This window comes from Amycolatopsis sp. (assembly GCF_036008905.1).
In the GTDB taxonomy this organism is placed as follows: Bacteria; Actinomycetota; Actinomycetes; order Mycobacteriales; family Pseudonocardiaceae; genus Amycolatopsis.
This window is the reverse complement of sequence record NZ_DASYMU010000052.1, coordinates 1-22,681: the sequence shown is the minus strand read 5'-3', so window position 1 is coordinate 22,681 and position 22,681 is coordinate 1. Positions and strand designations below refer to the sequence as shown.

The window sequence follows — 22,681 nt, the reverse complement described above, 5'->3', positions numbered from 1 at the left end:
TTGGCAAGATGGAGTCATGGCGGATATCGAGAAGGTGCTGACCGGCGTCGGGCCCAGGTTGAAGAAGCTCCGGCGCGAGCGTGAGACGACGCTGGCCGCGTTGTCCGAGACCACGGGGATTTCCGTCAGCACGCTCTCGCGGCTCGAATCCGGTCAGCGCCGCGCCACCCTCGAACTGCTGCTCACCCTGGCCGGGGCGTATCAGGTACCGCTGGACGACCTCGTCGGCGCGCCGGCCGTCGGCGATCCGCGGGTGCGAGTCGAATCACGCAAGATCAACGAGATGACGGTGTTGTCCCTCACGAACCAGCCGGGGCAGCCGCAGGCGTTCAAGATGATCGTGCCCGTCCGCCGCAACGAGCCCAACCCGAAGACGCACGAGGGTTACGAGTGGATGTACGTGCTGAGCGGGCGGCTGCGGCTGGTGCTCGGCGACCAGGATTTCACGATGGGGCCCGGCGAAGCGGCCGAGTTCGACACCCGGGTGCCGCACTGGTTCGGTTCCACCGGCGAGAGCCCCGTCGAAGTGCTGGTGCTCTTCGGCAAACAGGGTGAGCGCGCGCATCTGCGGGCGAAGACGAAGTGATTCACGCCCGGCCCGGCCGGGTACGTCGCAGGGTATGAGCGGAACCGAAAGCTTCGACCGGCGCACCGGGATCGACGAGCGCGCCGAGACCAGGGCCGAGCTGCTTCCCGAGGAGGAGGCCGTGTCCAGCGCCGATCCCAAGGCGCAGGCCCGCGAAGTGCTGCGCGACTCCGAGCGCCGGGCGGCGGCCGAGGGCGTGGCCGACGAACACCGCAAGCCGGAGGAAACGACCTAGTCCCGCAAGGTGATCCGCGCCCGGACCTCGCCGATCGCTTCCAGGTACTCCGGGATCGGGTTCATCGCGGCCGCGATCCGCATCTGTGTCAGCGCCTCGACGAGCCGCCCGAGCCGTTGCAGCGTCCGGCCGAGCACGAACCGGGCGTAATGGTCCGTGGGATCCATCTCGAGCACCCGGGTCAACGCGCTCTCCGCGCGTCTCAGCTGGGCCGAGTGGAAGTACGCGCGCCCGGCCAGCAGCTGCACGCTCGGTTTGTCGGCTTCCTCTTCCAGTAGCGGTTTCAGTGCTTTCAAGGCGTCGAGCGGCCGACGCTGCTGAACCAGCGCCTCTGCCTGACGGAAGGCACGAAACCGATCTTCGCCGGTGCTCCCCGGTGCGGGATCCTCGTCCATCATGGTCCGCTCCACGTTACCGTTTCAGCGGTCTCTTCTCGACTGCAGAAATGACCAGATGGGAGACTGTTCGGCCATGAGCGTCCGCTATCTCGGTCTCGCGCCGTACCTTTACTACCTCGACGCCACCGAAGCGGTGGACTGGCTCGTGCGGGTTTTCGGCTTCACCGAGAAGGTTCGTTTCGTCGATTCCGCCGGGTTGGTCTTCCAGGCGCGCCTGGGGGTCGGCGACGGCGAAATCCAGCTCGCTTGCGCAGGTGAGGACTACTGGGAGGCCAAGGGCGTCGAGGGTCCGGTCGGCCAGTTGAACATCGTCTACGTCGACGACGTCGACGCCCAGTACGAGCGCGTGTGCACCGCACTGGGCAAGGGATCGGACGTCTCCACCCCACAGGATCAGCCTTACGGCGCGCGGGTGTTCACCGTCGCCGACATCGGCGGCAACACCTGGACGTTCTGGCAGCAGGTTTCCAAGGCCGTCGAGCTGCCGTCGGGCTGGCGGGAGATCCGGCCCGGGCTCGAAGACCCGGATCAACCCACGACCACTACGCGTGCCTCCAACGGGTGAACCCCGGGCACGGCTAGGCTGAGCCGGGCGACGGAGCCGAGCCCGTGTTATTTATCCGAAGACACTGAGGAGCATGGACGTGGCGGTCATCGAGCAGGTAGGCGCACGCGAGATTCTCGACTCGCGTGGCAACCCGACGGTGGAAGTGGAGGTGGCCCTGGACGACGGAACATTGGCGCGGGCCGCCGTTCCGTCGGGCGCGTCGACCGGCGAGCACGAAGCCGTCGAGCTTCGCGACGGTGACACCGGCCGCTACAACGGCAAGGGTGTCGAGCGCGCGGTCGCCGCGGTGCTCGACGAGATCGGCCCCGAGCTGGTCGGTGTCGAAGCCGTGGACCAGAGGATCGTGGACCAGAAGCTGGTCGACCTCGACGGCACGCCGGACAAGGGCCGCCTGGGCGCGAACGCGATCCTGGGTGTCTCCCTCGCCGTGGCCAAGGCCGCCGCGGAGTCGTCCGAGCTGGAGCTCTTCCGCTACCTGGGCGGCCCGAACGCCCACGTGCTGCCGGTGCCGATGCTGAACATCCTCAACGGTGGTTCGCACGCGGACACCGACGTGGACATCCAGGAGTTCATGATCGCGCCGATCGGCGCCGAGACCTTCCGCGAGGCCCTGCGCTGGGGCACCGAGGTCTACCACTCGCTCAAGTCGGTCCTGAAGGGCCGCGGCCTGTCGACCGGCCTCGGCGACGAGGGCGGCTTCGCGCCGAGCCTCGGCAGCAACCGGGAAGCCCTCGACCTCATCCTGGTCGCCATCGAGAAGGCCGGTTACGTGCCGGGCCGCGATGTCGCGCTGGCCCTCGACGTCGCCGCGTCGGAGTTCTACACCGACGGCGCGTACACCTTCGAAAAGAACAAGAAGAGCGCCGAGCAGCTCATCGGCTACTACACCGAACTCGTGCGCGACTACCCGATGGTCTCCATCGAGGACCCGCTGAACGAGGACGACTGGGACGGCTGGGTCCAGATGACCGCCGAGCTCGGCGAGAAGGTCCAGATCGTCGGCGACGACCTGTTCGTCACCAACCCGGACAGGCTCGAAGAGGGCATCACCCGCCGCGCCGCGAACGCGCTGCTGGTGAAGGTCAACCAGATCGGCACGCTGTCCGAGACCCTCGACGCGATCTCGCTGGCGACTTCGTTCGGCTACAAGTCGATGATGAGCCACCGTTCCGGCGAGACCGAGGACACCTTCATCGCGGACCTCGCGGTGGCGACCGGCGTCGGCCAGATCAAGACCGGTGCCCCCGCCCGCGGCGAGCGCGTCGCGAAGTACAACCAGCTGCTGCGGATCGAGGAGACCCTCGCGGACGCGGCTCGCTACGCCGGCGAGCTGGCCTTCCCCAGGTTCACCCCGGAATCCTGAGGGGCATGTAAAGACGATGGCTGCTGACCGCGGAAGGGCGCGCAACCGGCGCGGTGGCCGGACGAAGGCCGCCACGCCCGGAGCCGGTTCCACCCGGGCCCGGCGTCCGGAGCGTGCCCGCCGCGGCGCGCCGGGGAGCTCGAAGAACCGGCTTCGCCGTGGCTTCAGCGCCACCCGCGCGTCCGGTGCCGCCAAGGTGCTGGGCATGTCCACCACCCGGCGGGCCGCGGTCGTCGCCATCGTCGTCTGCGCACTGGCTTTCACCGTCGCCGTTCCGGCACGGACCTATCTCAGCCAGCGGTCCGAGGTCTCCACCCAGGAGAAGCGGCGTGCCGAGCTGGCGAACGAAGTCGCCCAGTTGGAGCACCGCAAGGCGGAGCTCGCCGACCCGGCGCAGGTCGAGGCCGAGGCGCGCAAACGTCTGCGGTACGTCATGCCCGGCGAGACGCCGTACATGGTGCAGCTGCCCGAGGACAAGGCGCAGGACCAGCCCGCCGCGCCCGACCAGCAGGCCGTGCCCGAGGGTTCTTGGTACGAACGTCTTTGGGCCCAGGTGTCCGGCTAGGGGGCACTCGCCTGCTGAAGCGCCCCGGTTTGCGAAGATGGGGGACGTGAGTACCACTGAGTTGCCCCGGCTCGAGCCCGTCACGGACGCCGATCGTGAGGTCATCGCGGAGCAGCTCGGCCGGCCGCCCCGCGCGTTGCGGGCCGTCGCCGCGCGCTGCCCCAGCGGTCACCCGTCGGTCGTGCAGACGAGCCCGCGGCTGGAGAACGGGACGCCGTTCCCGACGCTGTACTACTTGACCTGCCCCCGGCTTTCGTCGATCGTCGGCAAGCTCGAAGCCTCCGGCATCATGCGCGAGATGACCGAGCGCCTGGCCGTCGACGAGGAACTGGCGGCGGCGTACCTGCGCACGCACGAGGAATACCTCGCCGCCCGCGACGCCATCGAGCCGCTCGGCCACCAGGTCACCGCAGGTGGCATGCCCGGCCGGGTCAAATGCCTGCATGTGCACCTCGCGCACACCCTCGCCTGCGGCCCCGGTGCCAACCCCTTCGGCGACGAGACCCTGCAGCTGGTGACAGCCGAGGGCTGGCCCTTCGGTACCTGCACTGGCACTTGCGCGCAATAGACGGCCGTGACGCCGCTTACAGTACGTGTCGGTAACGATCAAGATACAAAAGCGGATAGTGAAGACAGACGTGGTGGGCTTGACTGTCCGAGTGGCACCCGATCGGTGGGGGAAGCGCCGATCGCTACACAGGCGGTAACAAATACGGAGTTTTCACACCGGTTGGACGAGCATCGGGTCCTGCAGGGTTGATCCGACGGGGAGGCTTGAGGCGTGCGCGTTTTGCGACTGCCGGGCGCAATCAGCGCGGCCAGACGGGTAGGACTGCGCCATCGCTCCCTGTTCGCGATCGTCGGCGGGGTGCTCGCGGTGGTCCCGGCCGTGGTCGCCAGCAGCAGCGCGGCGAGCTGGGTGAACCTCGCGAGCACCGTGCACTCCGGTGATGTGGTGCTCGAAGGCGGCTACAACCCGATGGCACCGGTCGTCGAACAGATCTCCGTCGACGGCAGCCTTCCGGAGGCCCCCGTGCCGTTGCCGCTTCCCGCCTACGAACTGCCCAGCGGCCCGCTCGGCATCCCCGTGACAGCGCTGGCCGCGTACAAGAACGCCGCCGACATCCTGGCCGGCGAACAGCCGGGCTGCCATATCGACTGGGCGCTCATCGCCAGCATCGGGCGCATCGAGTCCAACCACGCCCGCGGCGGTTACGTCGACGCGGCGGGCAACACCCTCGAGCCGATCCTCGGCCCGGTGCTCAACGGCGCCGGCCCGTTCGCGGCGATCCCCGACACCGACCACGGCCGCTACGACGGCGACACGGTGTGGGACAGGGCCGTCGGCCCCACCCAGTTCATCCCCGGCACCTGGAACGGCTACGCCTCCGACGGCAACGGCGATGGCGAGTCCAACCCCAACAACATCTTCGACGCCGCACTCGGCACCGGCCGCTACCTGTGCTCCGGCGGCCTCGACGTCACGAGCCCGGACCAGTTGCGCACCGCGATCTTCCGCTACAACCACTCGGACACCTACGTGAACACGGTGATCCTGTGGGCGGAGGCGTACCGCTCCGGCGTGCTGCCGACGCCGGACAGCAAGGTCCCGGTCGGCGCCCCGAACGCGACGGTGTCGCCGGGCCAGGGCGAGGTGCCCGTGCCGCCGTCCCCGCCGGTGTCCACCATCGGGACGACGCCGACCACGTCGCCGACTTCGAAGCCTTCGACTTCGACTGGCAGTTCGATTGCTACTACGACACCGACGACTCCTCCGACGCCGACGACGACGCCCACGTGCCCGACGCCGACATCGACAACTACGACGACGACCACTACAACCACAAGCGTGTCGCCGACGTGTATTCCGCCGACCCCCAGCTCGGGGAACAGCAGTACGGACCTATCACCGACTACTGGGGCGACTTCGCCATAACGGCACAAAGCGTGGTGGTCGGCCGTTGTGAATTAGGATCGGTTCATGCCCCGTGTAGCAGCGATCGACTGTGGGACCAACTCCATCCGCCTGCTCGTCGCCGAGCTGACCGAACGCCACGACGGGACGTTCGACCTGCGTGACCTGCACCGCGAAATGCGCGTGGTGCGGCTCGGCCAGGGCGTCGACTCGACCGGCAAGCTCGCCCCCGAAGCGATCGAGCGCACGCGTGTCGCGCTCGTGGACTACGCGGTCGCCGCACGGCGCAAGGGCGTCGAGAAGATCCGGATGGTCGCCACCTCCGCGACCCGCGACGCGAGCAACCGTGACGAATTTTTCGCGATGACCCGCGAAGTCCTCGGCATCGAGGCCGAGGTGATCACCGGCGACGAGGAAGCCCGGCTTTCGTTCACCGGCGCCGTCGGCGAGCAGGATCCCGAGGACGGCCCGTTCGTGGTGGTCGACGTCGGCGGCGGCTCGACCGAGCTCGTCCTCGGCAACTGGGACGGGCAGCGCGCCGACGTCATCGCCGCGAAGTCCGTCGACATCGGCTGTGTCCGGATCACCGAGCGCGCGCTAAAGTCCGACCCGCCCACGCCCGAGGAGATCGCCGCCGCCGACGCGCTGGCCACCCAGGTCCTCACCGAGGCGTTCGAGCAGGTCGACGTCTCGAAGGCGAAGACGTGGATCGGTGTCGCGGGCACGATCACCACGCTGACGGCCGTCGCGCAGGGCCTGACCGAGTACGACTCCGAGCGGACGCACCTTTCGAAGCTGTCGCGGGCGGACATCGACCGGCTGACCGTGGACCTGCTCAGCGTCGACCACGCCACCCGCGCGGCGAACCCGGTGATCCACCCGGGCCGCGTCGACGTCATCGGCGGCGGCTCGGTGATCGTGCGCGCGCTCGCCGAACAACTGGCCGCGCGCGGGGGTCCGACCGAACTGGTGGTCAGCGAACACGACATCCTCGACGGAATCGCCCTGTCACTCGCAGCGTCGTGAAAACTACGCTGCGCCGGTTTCGTTGAATCGGTTACGACTTTCGGCGGGTTGACTTTGTCCGGCAGTCCTTCCCCAACGACGTGAATACCCGCATTGTGATCCATTCGCAATTGTTCTGACTCGGGGCGCGGGTCACCCGCCCGGATACGGTGCATCTCAGCTTCTGGACGCGCGTCGTCACCTCGATGCGCACCGGTTGAAACTGAGCTGGAGGGGACAAATGCGGACATCGCGCTGGGCATCGGCGGCCATACTGGTCACGTCGGCGGCACTCCTACTGACCGCGTGCGGCGGCGGAGGGAGTTCCGGCAACACGGCGGCCACGGGGGCGACGGACCCGGACGGCACCGTTTCGGTGTACGGAACCGAGCCGCAGAACACGTTCCTGCCCGCCAACACCAACGAACTCGGCGGCAGCAAGGCGATGCAGCCGATGTTCTCGAGCCTGATCGAGTACCGGTCCGACACCGGTGCGCCGTACAACCTCGTGGCGGACTCGATCACGACGACCGACGCCAAGGTCTACGACGTCAAGCTCAAGCAGGGCTGGAAGTTCCACGACGGCACCGAAGTGAAGGCCAAGAACTTCGTCGACGCCTGGAACTACGCCGCCTACGCGCCCAACGGCCAGCTGAACACGGACTTCTTCGCGCAGATCGAAGGCTTCGACGCGGTCAACCCCGGCAAGGACAAGCAGCCGACGGCCGAAAAGATGTCCGGGCTGGAGGTGCTGGGCGACTACGAGTTCAAGGTGACGCTGGCGGCGCCGTTCTCGGTCTTCCTCTCGAAGATCGGCTACCTGGCCTTCGCGCCGCTGCCCGACGTCTTCTTCAAGGACCCCAAGGCCTTCGCGGACAACCCGATCGGCAACGGGCCGATGAAGTTCGTCTCGCGCACCCCCAACGTCGACATCAAGCTGACCCGCTTCGACGACTACCAGGGCGAGGACAAGGTCAAGTTCAAGAACCTGGACATCCGGATCTACTCCAGCCAGGAGACCGCGTACCAGGACCTGCTGAGCAACCGGCTCGACTTCATGGAGGCGCTGCCGCCGTCGGCCACCGCGGGCGGCAAGTACAAGAACGACCTCAAGGACCGGGTCGTCGAGGGGCATCTGCTCGGCATCAGCACGATCTCCGTGCCGTACTACCTGCCCGCGTACAACAACCTCGACCTGCGCAAGGCGATCTCGCTGTCGATCAACCGCGACCAGATCACCAAGACGGTCATGAACGACACCTACGTACCCGCCAGCAGCTGGGTATCGGCGGGCATCGAGGGCTACCGCCCGGACGTCTGCGGTGAGTTCTGCAAGTACGACGCGGCCAAGGCCAAGGACTACTTCGCGAAGTCCGGGTTCACCGGCAAGCTCACCATCTCGTCGAACGCCGACGGTGGCCGCAAGGAGCCGCTGGTCGCGGCGTGCAACAGCATCAAGAACACGCTCGGCGTCGAGTGTGACTTCCTGCCGTCGACGAACTTCGGCCAGTATCGCAGCATCGTCACGGCGAAGTCGCTGACCGGCATGGGCCGTTCGGACTGGGCGGCGGACTACCCGTCGATCGAGAATTTCCTCAACCCGATCTACAAAACCGACGCGGGCTCGAACGACTCCGGTTACTCCAACCCCGCCGTCGACAGCCTGCTCAAGCAGGCCGACTCGCTGGCCGACAAGAACGAAGCGATCAAGCTGTACCAGCAGGTCGAAGATCTCATCGCCAAGGATCTCCCGCAGATCCCGGTGTGGGACGAGAAGGGTGTCGGCGCGAAGTCGAACAAGTTGAAGAGCGTGAAGCTCGACTTCGGCCGGTACGCCGACTACTCGTCGATCGAAGTCCTCAAGTAGTGAGGACCGCTTACTGACGCCGATCGGGGCCGCCCGCCACGCGGGTGGCCCCGATTCTGCCCACCACTAGGAGTCAAGGCGCATGGGTCGCTATATCCTGCGGCGGCTACTTCAGTTGATTCCCGTCTTCGTCGGGTCCACGTTCCTCATCTACGCCCTGGTCTGGGCGTTGCCGGGCGATCCGTTCGCCGGCAAGTGCGGGCAGCGTGCCTGCCCACAGCCGTACGTGGACATGATGACGGCGAAGTACAACTTGAACGATTCGCTGGTAGTCCAGTATTTCAAGTATCTCGGCAATCTTTTCAGCGGTGATTTCGGCGAGACCTTTTCCGGGAATTCGATCGGCCAGATGGTGGCCGACGCCGCGCCGATCACCATCCGGCTCGCGGTCATCGCCGTCATCATCGAAGCCGTCATCGGGATCGGCGCCGGTATTCTGACCGGTTTGCGCGGTAAGGGCTTTCTGGACAACCTCGTGCTGGTGTCCACCCTTTTCCTGATCTCCCTGCCGGTTTTCGTCACCGGTATCGTGCTGCAGCTCGTGCTCGCCGGCCAATGGGGAATCATCAATCCCAGTGTTTCGGCGGACGCGACGGTCGGGGAACTGATCGTCCCGGGATTCGTGCTCGGCAGCCTGTCGATGGCCTACATCGCCCGGCTCACCCGCGCGAGTATCTCGGAGAACCGCCGCGCCGACTTCGTGCGCACGGCCATCGCCAAGGGCCAGCCCAACCGGCGGGTCGTCGGCGTGCACCTGCTGCGCGCGTCGGTCATCCCGGTGATCACCTTTCTCGGCACGGACCTCGGCGCCCTGATGGGCGGCGCGATCGTCACCGAGGGCGTGTTCAACATCAACGGCCTCGGCGGGCTCGTCTTCCGCGGGATCCAGGAGAAGGACGGTGCCACCGTGACCGGCATCGTCGTCCTGCTGGTGATCGTCTATCTCCTGATGAGCCTCGTCGTCGACCTGATGTACGCCGTACTCGACCCGAGGATTCGCTATGACTGATCCCAACGCGGCCGGCGGGCTCAGCCACGTCGGCGAGCCCGGCGAGGCCAAGAACCCCGCGGACGGGCCGCACAAACCGCGCAGCCTGTGGGGCGACGCGTGGCGGGAACTCCGCCGCAAGCCCCTGTTCATTCTCTCTGGCGTGATCATCGTGCTCGTGGTGGTGATCGCGATCGCGCCGGACCTGTTCTCGTCGAGGGCCGCCGGGTTCAGCGATCTCAACCACGCCAACGAAGGCCCGTCGGCGGACGCCTGGTTCGGCTACGACAACCAGGGTTACGACGTCTACGCCAGGACGATCCACGGCACCCGGGCGTCACTGCTGGTCGGGCTGTTCGCGACCTTGCTGACCGTCCTGATCGGCTCGCTCGTCGGCATCATCGCCGGGTATTACGGCCGCTGGGTGGACAGCCTGCTGTCGCGCTTCGGCGACATCTTCGCCGGACTGCCGTTCGTGCTGGGCGCGATCGTCATCCTGACCACGTTCAACGCCCCCGACAGCAATCCCAGCGAGTTCCGGATCATCGCGCAGGTCGTCGGCTCGATCGCGGTGCTGACCTGGCCGGTGGCCATGCGGATCATGCGTTCGGCGACGCTCGTGGCGAAGCAGCTGGACTATGTGAAAGCGGCAAGAGGCTTGGGCGCCAGTACTTTCCGGATCGTGTTCCGGCATCTGCTGCCGAACACGATCGCGCCCGTGCTGGTCTACGCCACGATCGCGCTCGGCGCGGCCATCGGTGCCGAGGCGACGCTCGCGTACCTCGGGATCGGCATCCGGTCTCCGGTCGTCTCGTGGGGCGTGGAGATCAGCGACGCCAGGGACTACTTCCAGAACGTGCCGCACATGCTGCTGTTCCCGGCCGGTTTCGTGACGATCACCGTGCTCGCGTTCGTGATGCTGGGCGACGCCGTGCGGCAAGCCCTCGACCCCAAGGCAAGGTGACTCGATGCTCGACCAGACCCTGCCTGAAAAAGAAGCGTTGCTGGAGATCGAAAACCTGCACGTCGAGTTCCGGACCTCGGACGGGGTGGCGAACGTCCTCAACGGCGTCAGCTACCGCGTGCACACCGGGGAAACCCTTGCCGTGCTGGGAGAATCCGGCTCCGGCAAGAGTGTCACCGCGCAGACGATCATGGGCATCCTCGACATGCCGCCCGCGGTGATCACCGAAGGTTCGATCCGTTTCCGCGGCGAGGAACTGCTCACGGCGTCGGCCAACCGCCGGATGGAGATCCGCGGCGACGGTGTCGCGATGATCTTCCAGGACGCGCTCTCCGCGCTGAACCCGGTGTTCACCGTCGGCTTCCAGATCGAGGAACAGCTGCGCGTCCGGCGCGGGATGTCCCGGAAGGAGGCGCGGGTTCGGGCGATCGAACTGCTCGACCTCGTGCGCATTCCCGCCGCGAAGAGCCGGATCAAGGACTACCCGCACCAGTTCTCCGGCGGGATGCGGCAACGGGCGATGATCGCGATGTCGCTCGCGCTCGACCCGGAACTGCTGATCGCGGACGAGCCGACCACCGCGCTCGACGTCACCGTGCAGGTGCAGATCATGGAGCTGCTCGCCGAGATCCAGGCGGAGCGGCACATGGGCTTGATTCTTATTACGCACGACCTCGCCGTGGTCGCCGAGGTGGCCGACCGGATCGCGGTGATGTACGCGGGCCGGATCGTCGAGCAGGCCGACGTCAACGAGCTGTTCCGCGCGCCGGGGCATCCGTACACCGAGGCGCTGATGAACTCGATCCCGCGCCTCGACCTGAAGGGCCAGACGCTGAAGACCATCACCGGGCTCCCGCCGAGCCTGTTGAACATCCCGCCGGGCTGCCCGTTCCATCCGCGGTGCGAACGCGCCGAGGACCGCTGCCGGACCGAGCGGCCCATCCAGCACAACATCGGCTTCGGCCGCGCCAGCGCGTGCCATTTCGCCGAAGAGGTGGTTTCCCGTGCCTGAGCCCATTTTGCAGGTCGACGGCCTGGTCAAGTACTTCCCGGTACTGAGCGGGATCCTGTTCCGGCGCACCGTCGGGCAGGTCAAGGCCGTCGACGGGGTGTCGTTCGAGCTGATGCCGGGGGAGACCCTCGGCGTGGTCGGCGAGTCCGGCTGCGGCAAGTCGACGCTGGCGCAGGTGCTGATGCGGCTGGAGGAACCCACCGCGGGCACCGCGTTCTTCGAAGGCCGCGACATGTTCAAGATGCGCGGCGCGGAACTGCGACGGCTGCGGCGCAATATCCAAATCGTCTTGCAGGATCCGTATACGTCCTTGAATCCGCGGATGACGGTCGGCGACATTATCGGTGAGCCTTTCGAAATACATTCCGAAGTGGCACCGAAAGGATCGCGGGCGGGTAAAGTCCGCGAACTGCTCGACGTCGTCGGACTCAATCCGGAACACATCAACCGCTATCCGCACCAGTTCTCCGGCGGCCAGCGGCAGCGGATCGGGATCGCCCGCGCGCTCGCCCTGCGGCCGAAGGTGATCATCTGCGACGAGCCGGTGTCCGCTTTGGACGTTTCGATCCAGGCGCAGGTGATGAACCTGCTGGGGGATCTGCAGTCCGAGTTCGGACTGTCCTATGTGTTCATCGCACACGATCTGTCCGTGGTACGTCATCTTTCCACCAGGGTGGCGGTGATGTACCTCGGCAAGATCGTCGAAATCGGGACAGAGGACGACATCTACACTCACCCGTCGCACCCGTACACCCAGGCGTTGCTTTCCGCCGTACCCGTCGCCGATCCCGCGTTGCGCGGACATCGCCAGGTCATCCGCCTGGAAGGGGACGTGCCGAGCCCGGTGGACCCGCCTTCGGGCTGCCGGTTCCGGACGCGGTGCTGGAAGGCGCAGGACGTGTGCGCCGAGGAGGAGCCGTCGCTGTCCATCCGGGCGGGCGGGCACCTCAGTGCTTGTCACTTCGCCGAGGAACGATCTGTGGTCCCCTGACTTTAGTCGGGTCTTTGCCGGTATTGCCGTTCCGCTTCGGCTGATTCTTATGTACGTTTCCATGCACACTTCCGAGGAGGAAACGCGTGAAGAAGTCAAGACTGCTCGTCGTGGCATTGGCGGTACCGCTGATCGGCGGAATCGTCGGTGCCCCGACCGCCATGGCACAACCGCAACTGGCAGGCCCCGCGGCCGAATTCACCGTGCTCGCCGCCGAAGGACAAAGCGTCGGCGCCGCTGAGCAGGCGGTTCGTGCCGCGGGCGGCACTGTCCTCAAGTCGAACGCAGCTGTCGGGCTGATCACCGCCACGGCCCCCGCCACCGGCTTCGCCGAGCGGCTCTCCACCAACCGCGCGATTTTCGGTGCGGCCAAAGCCAAGTCGATCGGATCCGCGCCGAAGGACAAGGCCGCGCCGAAGCCGAACGTCGTCGAGAAGGAGTCGCAGCGCTCGGCCGCGTCGAACAAGAAGAACGACGCGAAGAAGCCTGTCGGCACCGACCCGCTGGACGACCAGCTCTGGGGCCTCAAGTCGGTGCGCTCGGACCTTTCCCGGACCGTTCAGCCCGGTGACAAGCGCGTCAAGGTCGGCATCATCGACACCGGCGTCGACGGTTCGCACCCGGACATCGCGCCGAACTTCGACGCCGCCGACTCCCGCAACTTCACCCGCGACATCGTCACCGACGAGACCGGCGCCGTCGTCGACGGGCCGTGTGAGTACCGCGGCTGCGTCGACCCGGCGGACCACGACGACAACGGCCACGGCACCCACGTCGCCGGGACCATCGCCGCCGCCGCCAACGGTTTCGGCGTCTCCGGTGTCGCGCCGAACGTGACCATCGTGAACGTCCGCGCCGGCCAGGACTCGGGTTTCTTCTTCCTGCAGCCCACCGTCGACGCGCTCACCTACGCCGGTGACGCGGGCCTCGACGTTGTCAACATGAGCTTCTACGTCGACCCGTGGCTCTACAACTGCAAGGCCAACGCCTCGGACTCCCCGGCGGAACAGGCCGAGCAGCGCACCATCATCGAGGCCGTCAACCGCGCCCTGAACTACGCGTACCGCAAGGGCGTCACCTCGGTCGCCGCGCTGGGCAACCAGCACGACAACCTCGGCGCGCCGCAGCAGGACGTCACCAGCCCGGACTACCCGGCCAACGCGACGCACCCGCGCCCGATCGACAACTCGTCGTGCGTCTCGCTGCCCGTCGAAGGCGCGCACGTCCTCGGCGTCGGCTCCTTCGGCCCGTCGCAGGCGAAGGCCGACTACTCGAACTACGGCACCGAGCAGATCTCCGTCTCCGCCCCCGGCGGCTACTTCCGCGACGGCTTCGGCACGCCGTGGTTCCGCACCCTGGAGAACGAAATCCTCTCGACCTACCCGAAGAACGTCGGCATCGCCGAAGGCAACATCGACGCCGCCGGCAACCTCACGCCCGCCGGTGTCACCCTCGGTGTCCAGAAGGCCACCGCCCCCGACGGCCGGGTCGGCTACTACCAGTGGCTGCAGGGCACCTCGATGGCCAGCCCGCACGCCACCGGCGTCGCCGCACTGATCGTCTCCCAGTACGGCAAGGCCTCACGTGGCGAATTCGGCCTCAACCCGGACGCCGTCCAGCGAGTCCTCGAAGGCACCGCCTCCGAAATCGCCTGCCCCACCCCGCGCACCGTGGACTACCTCGACGAAGGCCGCGACGCGACCTTCACCGCCACCTGCGAGGGCACCCCGGCCTTCAACGGCTTCTACGGCCACGGCGCCGTTGACGCCTATGCCGCCGTTACCCACGGTGCACCTTACGTACGAGGCTAAGCAGGCCCCCGGCTCTGGTGGGCCGGGCTCGTCAGAGCGCTATGAACGGACCTTTCCTTTCAGTTTTTGAGAGGAAAGGTCCGTTCATAGCGTCTGTGAGGCGCGCCTATGCGGTGGCCTGCCTAGAGACGGTTATGGAAGGTCGCGCGCGCTTCTTGGCCGCAGCGTAAGCGGCGCGTAGCTCGGCGATGACCGACGCCGGGGCGTTGCGCAACTGGCTGGGCAGGGTCTGCACGACGACAATCCCCGCCGACGCGTACCGGTTGTTCCGTTCAAGAGTTTTCGCGTAGTAGTGCTTACGTGAGTGGTATGCCCAAGAGTCGATCTCCCACGCCATGGCGACATCGTCGCACCAGGTGTCAGGCGTGGCGATGTAATGGCCCTCTCGATCAAAGATCTTGACGTTGCGCTCCGGCAGCGGCAACCTCGCCCTTTTCCAGATTGAGATCGTCTCGGCTTCCGGAACTGACCGAATGTCCTCGGCCAACTCGTAAAGGATGGTTCTTGGCAGAGCCGTCCCACGTCGGCTTCCGGTATTCAGTTCAGTAGATAGCTGTTCGTGAGTGCATAAGTCGCTTTCCAGGCACTCGATCAGCACACCTCGAACGGGGCTGGCTTCGCGTATGCGGCGAACTCCGTCAAGGATCGCTCTCGCGGGTGCCGCCAACGGGACACCGTCGATCACTCGAGTTTCGGGCATGAAGATCGTGCGTTCGATCACGGCGAAGCCAGCGGAGTTGATCCGGTGCGCCTCCGGTATCAGGATGTGCACGGTCTGGCCCGCGGGCACGTCCTTCATTCCATATCGGCGCGCGGCTTCGAAGCCGGTCACCACGCCCACACCGTCGGCATGCATGAGCGCGGCTTCCACGCGTTGTCGAGCCGTCGGGCTCGCCCTGGCCAGCAAAACGATGCCCGGCAGGAGATGTGTCCATCGACCACCAGGCTGACATCGTCGGTAGGTCGTGGATTGCGGAACGCCGAGTTTCTCGAGCGTCTCGGCGCGGATGACGCCGTACCTGCTGTGCTTCCGCAGGTACGGCTCGATTCTGGTTACGTTGCTTAGTGCCACTCCGTCATCATGTGACCGACCCCCGACGAGATCCGCCCAGCGACGCTATGAACGGACCGTTCCTAGCGTTTTCTCGTAGGAACGGTCCGTTCATAGCGTTTGGAGCTAGCGGACGGGAGCCGACTCGGCGGCCGCGGCTGGAGTGGGAGCGCCAGCCGGAGCCGAGCCACCCGGAGCCCCGCCCCCAGAAGCCGCATAGCTTGGCGGCCGGTTCGAGCCCAGCAGCACCACGGTCAGCCAAGGCGGCATCTTCGGCTCCAGTCCCCGCAGCGCCGCATAAATCCCGCCCAGCGCGATAGGCACGATCACCGTGGTACCCAACCCTGACAAAGCGCTCGTGATCGCATCCGGCAGTCCGAGTGAGATCAACCAGGCGATCAGCGCCGACCAGAGGCCGGGCACGATGGTGCGAACCCACGAAGTTAACGGATCTGACATGGTGATTCCCCTCCCGACGGGACCGGCAGACAGGCCCCTCCCCGTGCAGGATGACCGGTCGGGGAGGAGCGCGTCGTTCCCGAACGCGAGACCCTTCGGGCAGTCAATCGCTGCCCGAAGGGGCTAACGATTCGACGAGTTGCGGATGAAGGCCGCGAGATCCTTGCTCTGCTGGACCCGTGAGCCCTCGTGGACGTACATCATGTGCCCGGCGGGGTAGTAGGCCGAGTCGATGTTTTCCCGCAGTTCGTCCGGGATGTTGAGGTGTGCCAGCACGTGTTCGGCGGCGAAGTACGGGGTGGCGCCGTCGTAGTGGCCGTAGGCGACGTGCACCTTCAGGTGCGGGTTCGCCCGCATGGCGCTGCTCAGTGAGTCCACAACGGACACTGTGCGGCCCTCGAAATCGGAGTACGACCAGGCTTTGTTGACTTCCATCGACAGGATTTCGTACGGAAGGTCGTTGGCGTACTCGAGCTCCGCGCGGACGTAGTGGTTGAAGCCCGCCGCGTAGGCGCCGATGATGCGCGAGATCGACGCGTCGTCGCTCATGTGCTCGCGGCCGCCGTCGGGCTCCCAGGTGATGAAGCGGCCGTCCATCCGTCCGGTGGTCAAACCCTTGTCGCGCAACAGTTCGGTGTAGAACCTGACGTGTTCGATGCGCAGGTTGACCTTGTCCACATAGGACTCCGACAATCCCGTCAGCGACGCCAGGGTGGCGACGGCTTCGGCCTTGTCGGCGGCGGAGAGGCGGGCGCCGCGGGCGAGGGCCCACGGGAGGTCGCGTGCGGCGAAGTCTTCGGCGTCGGCCAGGACGTCGTCGAGCGGGCGGTCGCCGTGGAAGCCGTGGTAGTGCGCGATAGCGGCGTAGGTCGGGACGAACAGGGAGTACGGCTCGTCGTTGCCTTCGTTGAAGTCGATCGATCCCAGGTCCAGTACCGACGAGATCAGCAGGATCCCGTTCAGGTAAAGGCCATGCCTGTCCTGCAGATGCGCCGCGAGCGCCGCCGCGCGGGTGGTGCCGTAGGACTCACCGGCGACGAACTTCGGCGAGAGCCAGCGCTGGTTGCGTGAGGTCCACAGGCGGATGATCTCGCCGACGGACTCGATGTCCGGCGTGAAACCGTGGAAGTCCTTGGCCTTTTCGCCGTTCGACGCCCGCGAGAAGCCGGTCGACACCGGGTCGATGAAGACGAGGTCGCTGTGGGTCAGCAGCGTCTCGGGGTTGTCCGCGAGTTCGTACGGCGGCGGCGCCGGATCGGTCACGTCGCCCGAAATCACGCGCCTCGGCCCGAGCAGGCCGAGGTGCAGCCAAATGCTCGACGAGCCCGGCCCGCCGTTGAACGCGAACGTCACCGGCCGCGAGCCGGGTTCGGCGTCGTCGAGCGTGTACGACGTCAGGAAGACTTCGGCCTTGGGAACGTGCCCCTCGAACTTGCCGTCGGTGACGACTTCCTTGCGCAGCACGACGCGACCGGTTTGCGCGGTGTAGGCGAGCTTGCGCCGTTTGACGGTCAGGGTGTGGTGCGTGGTGACCAGGTCATCGGCGGGTGGGGCGGGCTTCGACTCGGCTTCGGCCGTCTCGTCGGCGTTGGTGTCCGGCATGATCCCAACCTATCCGAGTTCACAATGGACCCGTGACCACAAGACGCCCCACGACGCTCGCCGAACTCGACGCCGCGGTCAGCGAGTGCCGTGCCTGCCCGAGGCTCGTCGCCTGGCGCGAGGAAGTAGCCGAGGTCAAGCGCGCCGCGTTCGCCGGGCAGAAATACTGGGGACGTCCAGTCCCCGGCTTCGGCCCGGCGGACGCGGCGATGGCGATCGTCGGGCTCGCGCCCTCGGCGCACGGCGGAAACCGGACCGGCCGGATGTTCACCGGTGACCCGTCCGGTGACGTCCTCTTCCGGGCGCTCTTCGACGTCGGACTCGCGTCACAGCCGACGTCGACGCGGATCGGCGACGGCTTGGAGCTCCGCGGCACGCGCATGGCCGCACCCGTCCGCTGCGCGCCGCCGGAGAACAAGCCGACCCCGGCCGAGCGCGACACCTGCCGCCCGTGGCTGGCGCGGGAGCTGGAACTCCTGCGCCCCACTTTGCGCACGATCGTGGTTCTCGGCGGGTTCGGCTGGCAGGCGCTGATGCCGGTGCTCGCCACGGCGGGCTGGGCCGTGCCGTCGCCGCGCCCGAAGTTCGGGCACGGCGTCGAACTGGTCCTCGAAGGGACGTCCGAACTGCGGGTCTTCGGCTGCTACCACGTTTCGCCGCGCAACGTCAGCACCGGCGTCTTGACGCCGTTAATGCTGCGTGAAGTGCTCACCGCGGCCGCTCGCTCGGCGGGTCTCAACTGAATCGGTCAGGAAGAGGCCGCGACGCTGGTCACAGCGGCACGGGGTATGCGAGCGATCCGGCGGGAGAGGTGGGAAGATATGGGCATGGCTACGAAGACGGAACCGACACGGATCCTCGTTCTCGGCGGTGGGTACGTCGGTCTCTACACGGCGTTCGGACTGCAAAAAATGCTCCGCGCCAACGAGGCCTCTGTGACCGTCGTTGACCCCCAGCCGCATATGACCTATGCGCCGTTCCTGCCCGAGGCCGCGGCCGGCGCCATCGAGCCGCGCCACGTGGTCGTGCCGCTGCGCCGCGTCCTCCGGCGGTGCCACGTGCTCACCGCACGTGTCACCAAGATCGAGAACGAGCGCAAGACCGTGACGGTCGAGGCCGCCGACGGCCACATCGAGCAGCTGAACTACGACATCCTCGTGGTCGCGCTCGGCGCCGTCGCCCGCCTGCTGCCGATCCCGGGCCTGGCCGAGCAGGGCATCGCCTTCAAGACCATCGGCGAGGCCATCTACCTGCGCAACCACATCATGACGAAACTGGACCAGGCCGCCAGCACGCTCGATCCCGAGCTGCGCAAGCGTTTGCTCACCTTCACCGTCGTCGGTGGCGGGTTCGCCGGTATCGAGGCGCTCGCCGAGCTCGAGGACATGACGCGGTTCGCCACGCGCTACTACGAGAACATCAACCCCGAGGACATCCGCTGGGTGCTCGTCGAGGCCGCGGGCCGGATCCTCCCGGAGGTTCGCGAGACGCTCGGGGTGTACACCGTCGAGCAGCTCGAGAAGCGTGGCATCGAGGTCTACCTCTCAACAGCGGCGAAGTCGTTCGAAGACGGCCACGTCGTCCTCTCGGACGGCACCGAGTTCGACAGCGACACGATCATCTGGACGGCCGGCGTCAAGGCCAACCCGGTGCTCGCCAACTCGGACCTCCCGATCGACCGCCGCGGCCGCATCGAGGCCACCGCCGGCCTGCAGGTGGTCGGCCACCCGGACGTGTGGACCGCCGGCGACAACGCCGCCGTCCCCGATCTGTCGCGCACCGAGCAGGACCCCACGGCCACCTGCCCGCCGAACGCGCAGCACGCCGTCCGCCAGGCCCGCGTCCTCGCGAAGAACATCATCAAGGTGATCCGTGGCGGCAAGGCCAAGGACTACTACCACAAGAACCTCGGCGCCGTCGCCAGCCTCGGCCTGCACAAGGGCGTCGCCGACGCGCTGAACCTCAAGATCAAGGGCTTCCCGGCCTGGCTGTTCCACCGCGCCTACCACCTCAAGGCGATGCCGACCTGGAACCGCAAGATCCGCATCCTCTTCGACTGGATGCTCGGTGGCCTCTTCCGCCGCGAGGTCATCTCGCTCGGGCAGATCAACAACCCGAAGGAAGAGTTCGACCGGCTCTCGAAGCCCTGACCTGCTCACGGGTGAAGGGCGCCGCTCGCCTAGGCTGAGCGGTGCCCCCGTAGCCCAATTGGCAGAGGCAGTCGACTTAAAATCGACCCAGTGCGGGTTCGAACCCCGTCGGGGGCACCACAAGAGGGGAAGGGATGGAGCGTCGGTTTCGGCGTAGGCCAGGAGGCCTGGGACTGGAGATCATCTTCGGTCCGAGCGCAGACGCCGTCGATGATTCAGGTCAGTTCGCGCTGTTTGATGCCGCCAAGCTCGGGGGCTTTGCCCCAGCTCCAGAGGATGGGTAGGTGGCGCCGCCTATCGTGCTGTCGGTGTTCGGCGCACTAAAGCTCACTTGGCGGTCCGATTCCACTTGTCCGGACCAGCTGACCGAGATCTCCGGCGGGTTTTCCCGCCGCTTGACCGAGTTGCTGGTGTTCCTGGCCGTCCACCCGGACGGAGTGTCGCGCGACGCAGTTGTCGACGCCCTCTGGGCTGAACATCCCCCTCGTGACCCGGCCAGTGTGCTGCGCACGGTGGTGTCGCGGATCCGCCGGGCGGTCGAGAGTGGCACCGGCGGGGCTGTCAGTGAGATCGTGCTGGCCGAGCGCGGTCGGTACCAGCTCGCCCCGGGGTTAGTCGACGTCGACTACTGGACGTTTTCCGCTGCGATGACCCGCCGCCGGACTGCCATCACCGACCGTGCCCGCATCGCGGCGTACGAGGCGATCGCGGCCGCCTACGGCGGTTCCCTGGCCGACGGGCTCGACGCCGACTGGCTTCTCGCAGTCCGTGAAGCCACCCGCCGCGACGCCCTCGACGCCATCACCGTGCTTGCCCGCGCCCGCGTCCACGACGACCCCAGTTCCACCCTCGATCTGCTGGAGACCGCGCGGGCGTTCGACCCGTACAACGAACTGCTCTACCGCGACATCATGCGCCTCGAACACACCCTCGGTCGGCACGACGCCATTTCCCGCACCCTCGCCCTGCTCGAAACACGCCTCAGCGAGATCGATGCCACCCCCACGCCGGCCACCATCGACCTCGCCGTCCGGCTGCGCGAACTCCACACCGACATCACGGCGCCGTCCCTCTCGCATTCTATGGAATATGACCAGCGAGGCGAGTAATGTCACTTCGAATCGCGGCGGCGAAATGGCTAACCGAGCGCTGACTTGCGCATCTATCGACCATGGCTCGGGTCTTTCTCGCGAACGGTGTTTCGGCGTGTTCGGTTAGTAGGTTTCAGCAGCCGGCCAGCGGTCACTGAATGTGATGGAGAAGGTGTTGATTACTGGCTTCCAGCGCATCGCCCATCGAGTGCGGCCGGTCTCTGTCGGGTCCAGGCTGCGAGTCACAAGATACAGGCACTTGAGAGCAGCCTGCTCAGTCGGGAAGTGCCCTCGCGCCCGCACTGCCCGCCGATACCTGGCATTCAGTGATTCAATCGCGTTCGTCGAACAAAGTACCGTCCGGATCTCCACGTCATAGTCGAGGAACGGAACAAACTCAGTCCACGCATTACGCCACAGTCGGATCACTGCAGAATACTTCTTACCCCATTTGACTTCCAATTCGTCCAAAGCTCCGCTTGCAGCCTCGGGATTCGGCGCCTTATAGATGGGTTTGATGTCCCGCTTCATCGCATCCCAGTCAGCCCGGGACGCGAGCCGGAACGTATTGCGAATCAGGTGGATGATGCAGGTTTGGACAATCGCGAGCGGCCACACGTTTGCCACAACCTCCGGCAACCCTTTCAGGCCGTCGCAGACGACGAAGAACACGTCGCCGATTCCTCGGTTCTTCAAGTCGACCAGGACGCTCATCCAGAACTTCGCGCCCTCACCGCCTGTGCCCATCCACAGGCCCAGCACGTCCTTGTGGCCGTCCACGGTGACGCCGATGGCGGCATAGACCGGCCGGTTGGTGACCTGCCCGTCACGGACCTTCACGTGGATCGCGTCGATGAAGACCGCGACATAGATCGGGTCCAGTGGACGGTTCGACCACTCCGTCATCTCGGCCATGACTTTGTCGGTGATCCTCGATACTGTTTCTTTTGATACCGATGCGCCATAGATGTCAGCGAAATGCGCCGAAATATCGCCTGTTGTCATGCCCTTCGAATACAACGACAGCACAATTTCGTCGACATCGTTTAAACGCCGCTGCCGTTTCTTGACGATCTGCGGCTCGAACGAACTGTCGCGGTCTCGGGGAACATCGATCCGGACTTCGCCCGCGGCGTCGGACAACACCGTCTTCGGGCGCGTTCCGTTGCGCACATTCGCAGAACCGCGATCGGAGTCAGCCCGGTTCTTCTCGTGTCCGAGATGCTCGGTCATTTCTTCGTTCAGCGCCGTTTCCAGCACATTCTTTGTGAACAGCTTCAGCAGCCCGTCCGGGCCAGTCAGCGCCAGCCCACGCTCCTTCGCCTGGGCCACCATGGCCGCCGCGGCGGCCTGCTCCGGCGACAGCTGCCGCCCCATCTTGGTCTCGCTCTTGCGTGGACTCACAGCGTCCAATGTCATCACTCACAGTCCCCATCCCGCCGGATTTCAGCCCGGCGTGTCGGGCCGAAAACACCGTTCCCAGGACAGTCCTCATGGCTCAGCGCCTTCCCGCTTCGCCGGACTATGCGGGAACGGCTGTGGCGTTGACGGACCGCAGTGTGGTGACGATCGCATCGGCGTCGACGCCGGGGAAGAGAGTTTCCGGACCGCCGGGGGAGAGGGTGATGAACGGCGCTTTGTCGTAGAGCATGGCTACGTCGAACGTGCCGTTGTAGGCGAGGTAGTCGATCAGTTCCTTGATGAAGCGTAGCTGCGCAGAGGTGAAAGTCTTGCCCGCCTGGAACTTTTCGAACGCCGAGGCTGCGGCATGTCGATCGAGGCCGACGAGTGCGCGAAGGAATAGTCCGAGGCCGCCGGCGTCCTCCTTGGCCCGGCTGATCTCCGCCTTGGTGCCGATTCCGCTCTCGACAAAGATCCGTTCGAGTTCGTCGAGATCGGTGGCGGTGATCTGACGGTTCCGGCGGATCTTCTGCACGGCGATATGGTCGTCGTGGGCGTTCAGGTAAATGCGGAGCTTCTGCTCGAAGCGAGTGAAGTCGGTAGTCATGTCCATATTGAGCAGCGCCGCGGCGGACAGGTCGCCGAGTTCGTCTTCGAAG

Annotated in this window: 23 protein-coding genes and 1 tRNA gene; 18 read left to right on the top strand and 6 right to left on the bottom strand. The window is 66.2% G+C overall.

The window, feature by feature from the left end; translation table 11 throughout:
* Nucleotides 1–16: 16 nt before the first annotated feature.
* Nucleotides 17–586, top strand: coding sequence for an XRE family transcriptional regulator (locus VGP60_RS10055; RefSeq protein WP_327547646.1), 570 nt, complete (start codon nucleotides 17–19; stop codon nucleotides 584–586).
* A 34-nt stretch (nucleotides 587–620) separates the two neighbouring features.
* Entirely contained in the window at nucleotides 621–821 is a 201-nt protein-coding gene (locus tag VGP60_RS10050; protein WP_327547645.1) for a hypothetical protein, read from the top strand.
* Here VGP60_RS10050 and VGP60_RS10045 read toward each other — a convergent pair.
* On the bottom strand, nucleotides 818–1,219 hold the full coding sequence (locus VGP60_RS10045) for a tetratricopeptide repeat protein (protein WP_327547644.1): 402 nt from the start codon (nucleotides 1,217–1,219) through the stop codon (nucleotides 818–820). The two genes, VGP60_RS10050 and VGP60_RS10045, sit on opposite strands and share 4 nt — an antisense overlap.
* Nucleotides 1,220–1,292: 73 nt before the next feature.
* Here VGP60_RS10045 and VGP60_RS10040 point away from each other — a divergent pair, with 73 nt between their 5' ends.
* From VGP60_RS10040 to VGP60_RS09985, 12 genes are all read left to right on the top strand, one after another.
* Nucleotides 1,293–1,784, top strand: a complete 492-nt coding sequence (locus VGP60_RS10040; protein ID WP_327547643.1) for a VOC family protein — start codon at nucleotides 1,293–1,295, stop codon at nucleotides 1,782–1,784.
* Nucleotides 1,785–1,863: 79 nt separating this feature from the next.
* Nucleotides 1,864–3,150 carry a phosphopyruvate hydratase gene (gene eno / locus VGP60_RS10035; RefSeq protein WP_327547829.1) on the top strand — a complete coding sequence of 429 codons (1,287 nt, stop codon included), beginning with the start codon at nucleotides 1,864–1,866 and terminating at the stop codon, nucleotides 3,148–3,150.
* Nucleotides 3,151–3,166: 16 nt separating this feature from the next.
* Nucleotides 3,167–3,715: a septum formation initiator family protein gene (locus tag VGP60_RS10030; protein WP_327547642.1), complete on the top strand. Its 549-nt coding sequence runs from the start codon at nucleotides 3,167–3,169 to the stop codon at nucleotides 3,713–3,715.
* A 37-nt stretch (nucleotides 3,716–3,752) separates the two neighbouring features.
* Nucleotides 3,753–4,283, top strand: a complete 531-nt coding sequence (locus VGP60_RS10025) for a DUF501 domain-containing protein (protein ID WP_414640315.1) — start codon at nucleotides 3,753–3,755, stop codon at nucleotides 4,281–4,283.
* Between the two features lie 213 nt (nucleotides 4,284–4,496).
* Complete coding sequence (locus VGP60_RS10020; protein ID WP_327547640.1) at nucleotides 4,497–5,651, top strand: lytic transglycosylase domain-containing protein; 1,155 nt, start codon at nucleotides 4,497–4,499, stop codon at nucleotides 5,649–5,651.
* Nucleotides 5,652–5,696: 45 nt separating this feature from the next.
* A complete protein-coding gene (locus VGP60_RS10015) occupies nucleotides 5,697–6,656 on the top strand; it encodes a Ppx/GppA phosphatase family protein (protein WP_327547639.1) in 960 nt (319 codons plus the stop codon).
* 220 nt (nucleotides 6,657–6,876) lie between these two features.
* Complete coding sequence (locus VGP60_RS10010) at nucleotides 6,877–8,502, top strand: ABC transporter substrate-binding protein (RefSeq protein WP_327547638.1); 1,626 nt, start codon at nucleotides 6,877–6,879, stop codon at nucleotides 8,500–8,502.
* A gap of 82 nt (nucleotides 8,503–8,584) precedes the next feature.
* Nucleotides 8,585–9,511 carry an ABC transporter permease gene (locus tag VGP60_RS10005; RefSeq protein ID WP_327547637.1) on the top strand — a complete coding sequence of 309 codons (927 nt, stop codon included), beginning with the start codon at nucleotides 8,585–8,587 and terminating at the stop codon, nucleotides 9,509–9,511.
* Complete coding sequence (locus tag VGP60_RS10000; protein ID WP_327547636.1) at nucleotides 9,504–10,454, top strand: ABC transporter permease; 951 nt, start codon at nucleotides 9,504–9,506, stop codon at nucleotides 10,452–10,454. The genes VGP60_RS10005 and VGP60_RS10000 overlap by 8 nt, the downstream gene beginning before the upstream one ends.
* A gap of 4 nt (nucleotides 10,455–10,458) precedes the next feature.
* Nucleotides 10,459–11,466 (top strand): ABC transporter ATP-binding protein, encoded by a 1,008-nt coding sequence (locus VGP60_RS09995; protein WP_327547635.1) that lies wholly within the window; start codon nucleotides 10,459–10,461, stop codon nucleotides 11,464–11,466.
* Complete coding sequence (locus VGP60_RS09990) at nucleotides 11,459–12,457, top strand: dipeptide ABC transporter ATP-binding protein (RefSeq protein WP_327547634.1); 999 nt, start codon at nucleotides 11,459–11,461, stop codon at nucleotides 12,455–12,457. The genes VGP60_RS09995 and VGP60_RS09990 overlap by 8 nt, the downstream gene beginning before the upstream one ends.
* Nucleotides 12,458–12,618: 161 nt before the next feature.
* Nucleotides 12,619–14,268: a S8 family serine peptidase gene (locus VGP60_RS09985; RefSeq protein ID WP_327547828.1), complete on the top strand. Its 1,650-nt coding sequence runs from the start codon at nucleotides 12,619–12,621 to the stop codon at nucleotides 14,266–14,268.
* Nucleotides 14,269–14,374: 106 nt separating this feature from the next.
* Here the strand turns inward: VGP60_RS09985 and VGP60_RS09980 are convergent, their stop codons facing one another.
* The 3 genes from VGP60_RS09980 to VGP60_RS09970 form a co-directional block, all read right to left on the bottom strand.
* Nucleotides 14,375–15,340, bottom strand: coding sequence for a hypothetical protein (locus VGP60_RS09980; RefSeq protein WP_327547633.1), 966 nt, complete (start codon nucleotides 15,338–15,340; stop codon nucleotides 14,375–14,377).
* 105 nt (nucleotides 15,341–15,445) lie between these two features.
* On the bottom strand, nucleotides 15,446–15,778 hold the full coding sequence (locus VGP60_RS09975; RefSeq protein WP_327547632.1) for a hypothetical protein: 333 nt from the start codon (nucleotides 15,776–15,778) through the stop codon (nucleotides 15,446–15,448).
* Nucleotides 15,779–15,901: 123 nt separating this feature from the next.
* Nucleotides 15,902–17,380 (bottom strand): S10 family peptidase, encoded by a 1,479-nt coding sequence (locus VGP60_RS09970; protein WP_327547631.1) that lies wholly within the window; start codon nucleotides 17,378–17,380, stop codon nucleotides 15,902–15,904.
* A 32-nt stretch (nucleotides 17,381–17,412) separates the two neighbouring features.
* Between VGP60_RS09970 and VGP60_RS09965 the strand changes: the two genes are divergently transcribed.
* From VGP60_RS09965 to VGP60_RS09950, 4 genes are all read left to right on the top strand, one after another.
* On the top strand, nucleotides 17,413–18,123 hold the full coding sequence (locus tag VGP60_RS09965) for a uracil-DNA glycosylase (RefSeq protein ID WP_327547630.1): 711 nt from the start codon (nucleotides 17,413–17,415) through the stop codon (nucleotides 18,121–18,123).
* An 84-nt stretch (nucleotides 18,124–18,207) separates the two neighbouring features.
* A complete protein-coding gene (locus VGP60_RS09960) occupies nucleotides 18,208–19,530 on the top strand; it encodes an NAD(P)/FAD-dependent oxidoreductase (protein ID WP_327547629.1) in 1,323 nt (440 codons plus the stop codon).
* A gap of 43 nt (nucleotides 19,531–19,573) precedes the next feature.
* Nucleotides 19,574–19,650, top strand: a tRNA-Leu gene (locus VGP60_RS09955).
* A gap of 164 nt (nucleotides 19,651–19,814) precedes the next feature.
* On the top strand, nucleotides 19,815–20,639 hold the full coding sequence (locus VGP60_RS09950) for an AfsR/SARP family transcriptional regulator (RefSeq protein WP_327547628.1): 825 nt from the start codon (nucleotides 19,815–19,817) through the stop codon (nucleotides 20,637–20,639).
* Between the two features lie 105 nt (nucleotides 20,640–20,744).
* On the opposite strand, the gene VGP60_RS09945 is transcribed toward VGP60_RS09950, so the two are convergent.
* Complete coding sequence (locus tag VGP60_RS09945; RefSeq protein WP_327547827.1) at nucleotides 20,745–21,998, bottom strand: IS256 family transposase; 1,254 nt, start codon at nucleotides 21,996–21,998, stop codon at nucleotides 20,745–20,747.
* 145 nt (nucleotides 21,999–22,143) lie between these two features.
* Nucleotides 22,144–22,681: type I restriction-modification enzyme R subunit C-terminal domain-containing protein (locus tag VGP60_RS09940; protein ID WP_327547627.1), on the bottom strand; the 538-nt coding region annotated here is incomplete at its 5' end.

Coding starts and splice junctions, on each gene's coding strand:
- VGP60_RS10055 (WP_327547646.1), top strand. CDS start 17: ATGGCGGATATCGAGAAGGTGCTGACCGGCGTCGGGCCCAGGTTGAAG.
- VGP60_RS10050 (WP_327547645.1), top strand. CDS start 621: ATGAGCGGAACCGAAAGCTTCGACCGGCGCACCGGGATCGACGAGCGC.
- VGP60_RS10045 (WP_327547644.1), bottom strand. CDS start 1,219: ATGATGGACGAGGATCCCGCACCGGGGAGCACCGGCGAAGATCGGTTT.
- VGP60_RS10040 (WP_327547643.1), top strand. CDS start 1,293: ATGAGCGTCCGCTATCTCGGTCTCGCGCCGTACCTTTACTACCTCGAC.
- VGP60_RS10030 (WP_327547642.1), top strand. CDS start 3,167: ATGGCTGCTGACCGCGGAAGGGCGCGCAACCGGCGCGGTGGCCGGACG.
- VGP60_RS10025 (WP_414640315.1), top strand. CDS start 3,753: ATGGGGGACGTGAGTACCACTGAGTTGCCCCGGCTCGAGCCCGTCACG.
- VGP60_RS10015 (WP_327547639.1), top strand. CDS start 5,697: ATGCCCCGTGTAGCAGCGATCGACTGTGGGACCAACTCCATCCGCCTG.
- VGP60_RS10010 (WP_327547638.1), top strand. CDS start 6,877: ATGCGGACATCGCGCTGGGCATCGGCGGCCATACTGGTCACGTCGGCG.
- VGP60_RS10005 (WP_327547637.1), top strand. CDS start 8,585: ATGGGTCGCTATATCCTGCGGCGGCTACTTCAGTTGATTCCCGTCTTC.
- VGP60_RS10000 (WP_327547636.1), top strand. CDS start 9,504: ATGACTGATCCCAACGCGGCCGGCGGGCTCAGCCACGTCGGCGAGCCC.
- VGP60_RS09995 (WP_327547635.1), top strand. CDS start 10,459: ATGCTCGACCAGACCCTGCCTGAAAAAGAAGCGTTGCTGGAGATCGAA.
- VGP60_RS09985 (WP_327547828.1), top strand. CDS start 12,619: ATGGCACAACCGCAACTGGCAGGCCCCGCGGCCGAATTCACCGTGCTC.
- VGP60_RS09975 (WP_327547632.1), bottom strand. CDS start 15,778: ATGTCAGATCCGTTAACTTCGTGGGTTCGCACCATCGTGCCCGGCCTC.
- VGP60_RS09970 (WP_327547631.1), bottom strand. CDS start 17,380: ATGCCGGACACCAACGCCGACGAGACGGCCGAAGCCGAGTCGAAGCCC.
- VGP60_RS09960 (WP_327547629.1), top strand. CDS start 18,208: ATGGCTACGAAGACGGAACCGACACGGATCCTCGTTCTCGGCGGTGGG.
- VGP60_RS09945 (WP_327547827.1), bottom strand. CDS start 21,998: ATGGGGCGGCAGCTGTCGCCGGAGCAGGCCGCCGCGGCGGCCATGGTG.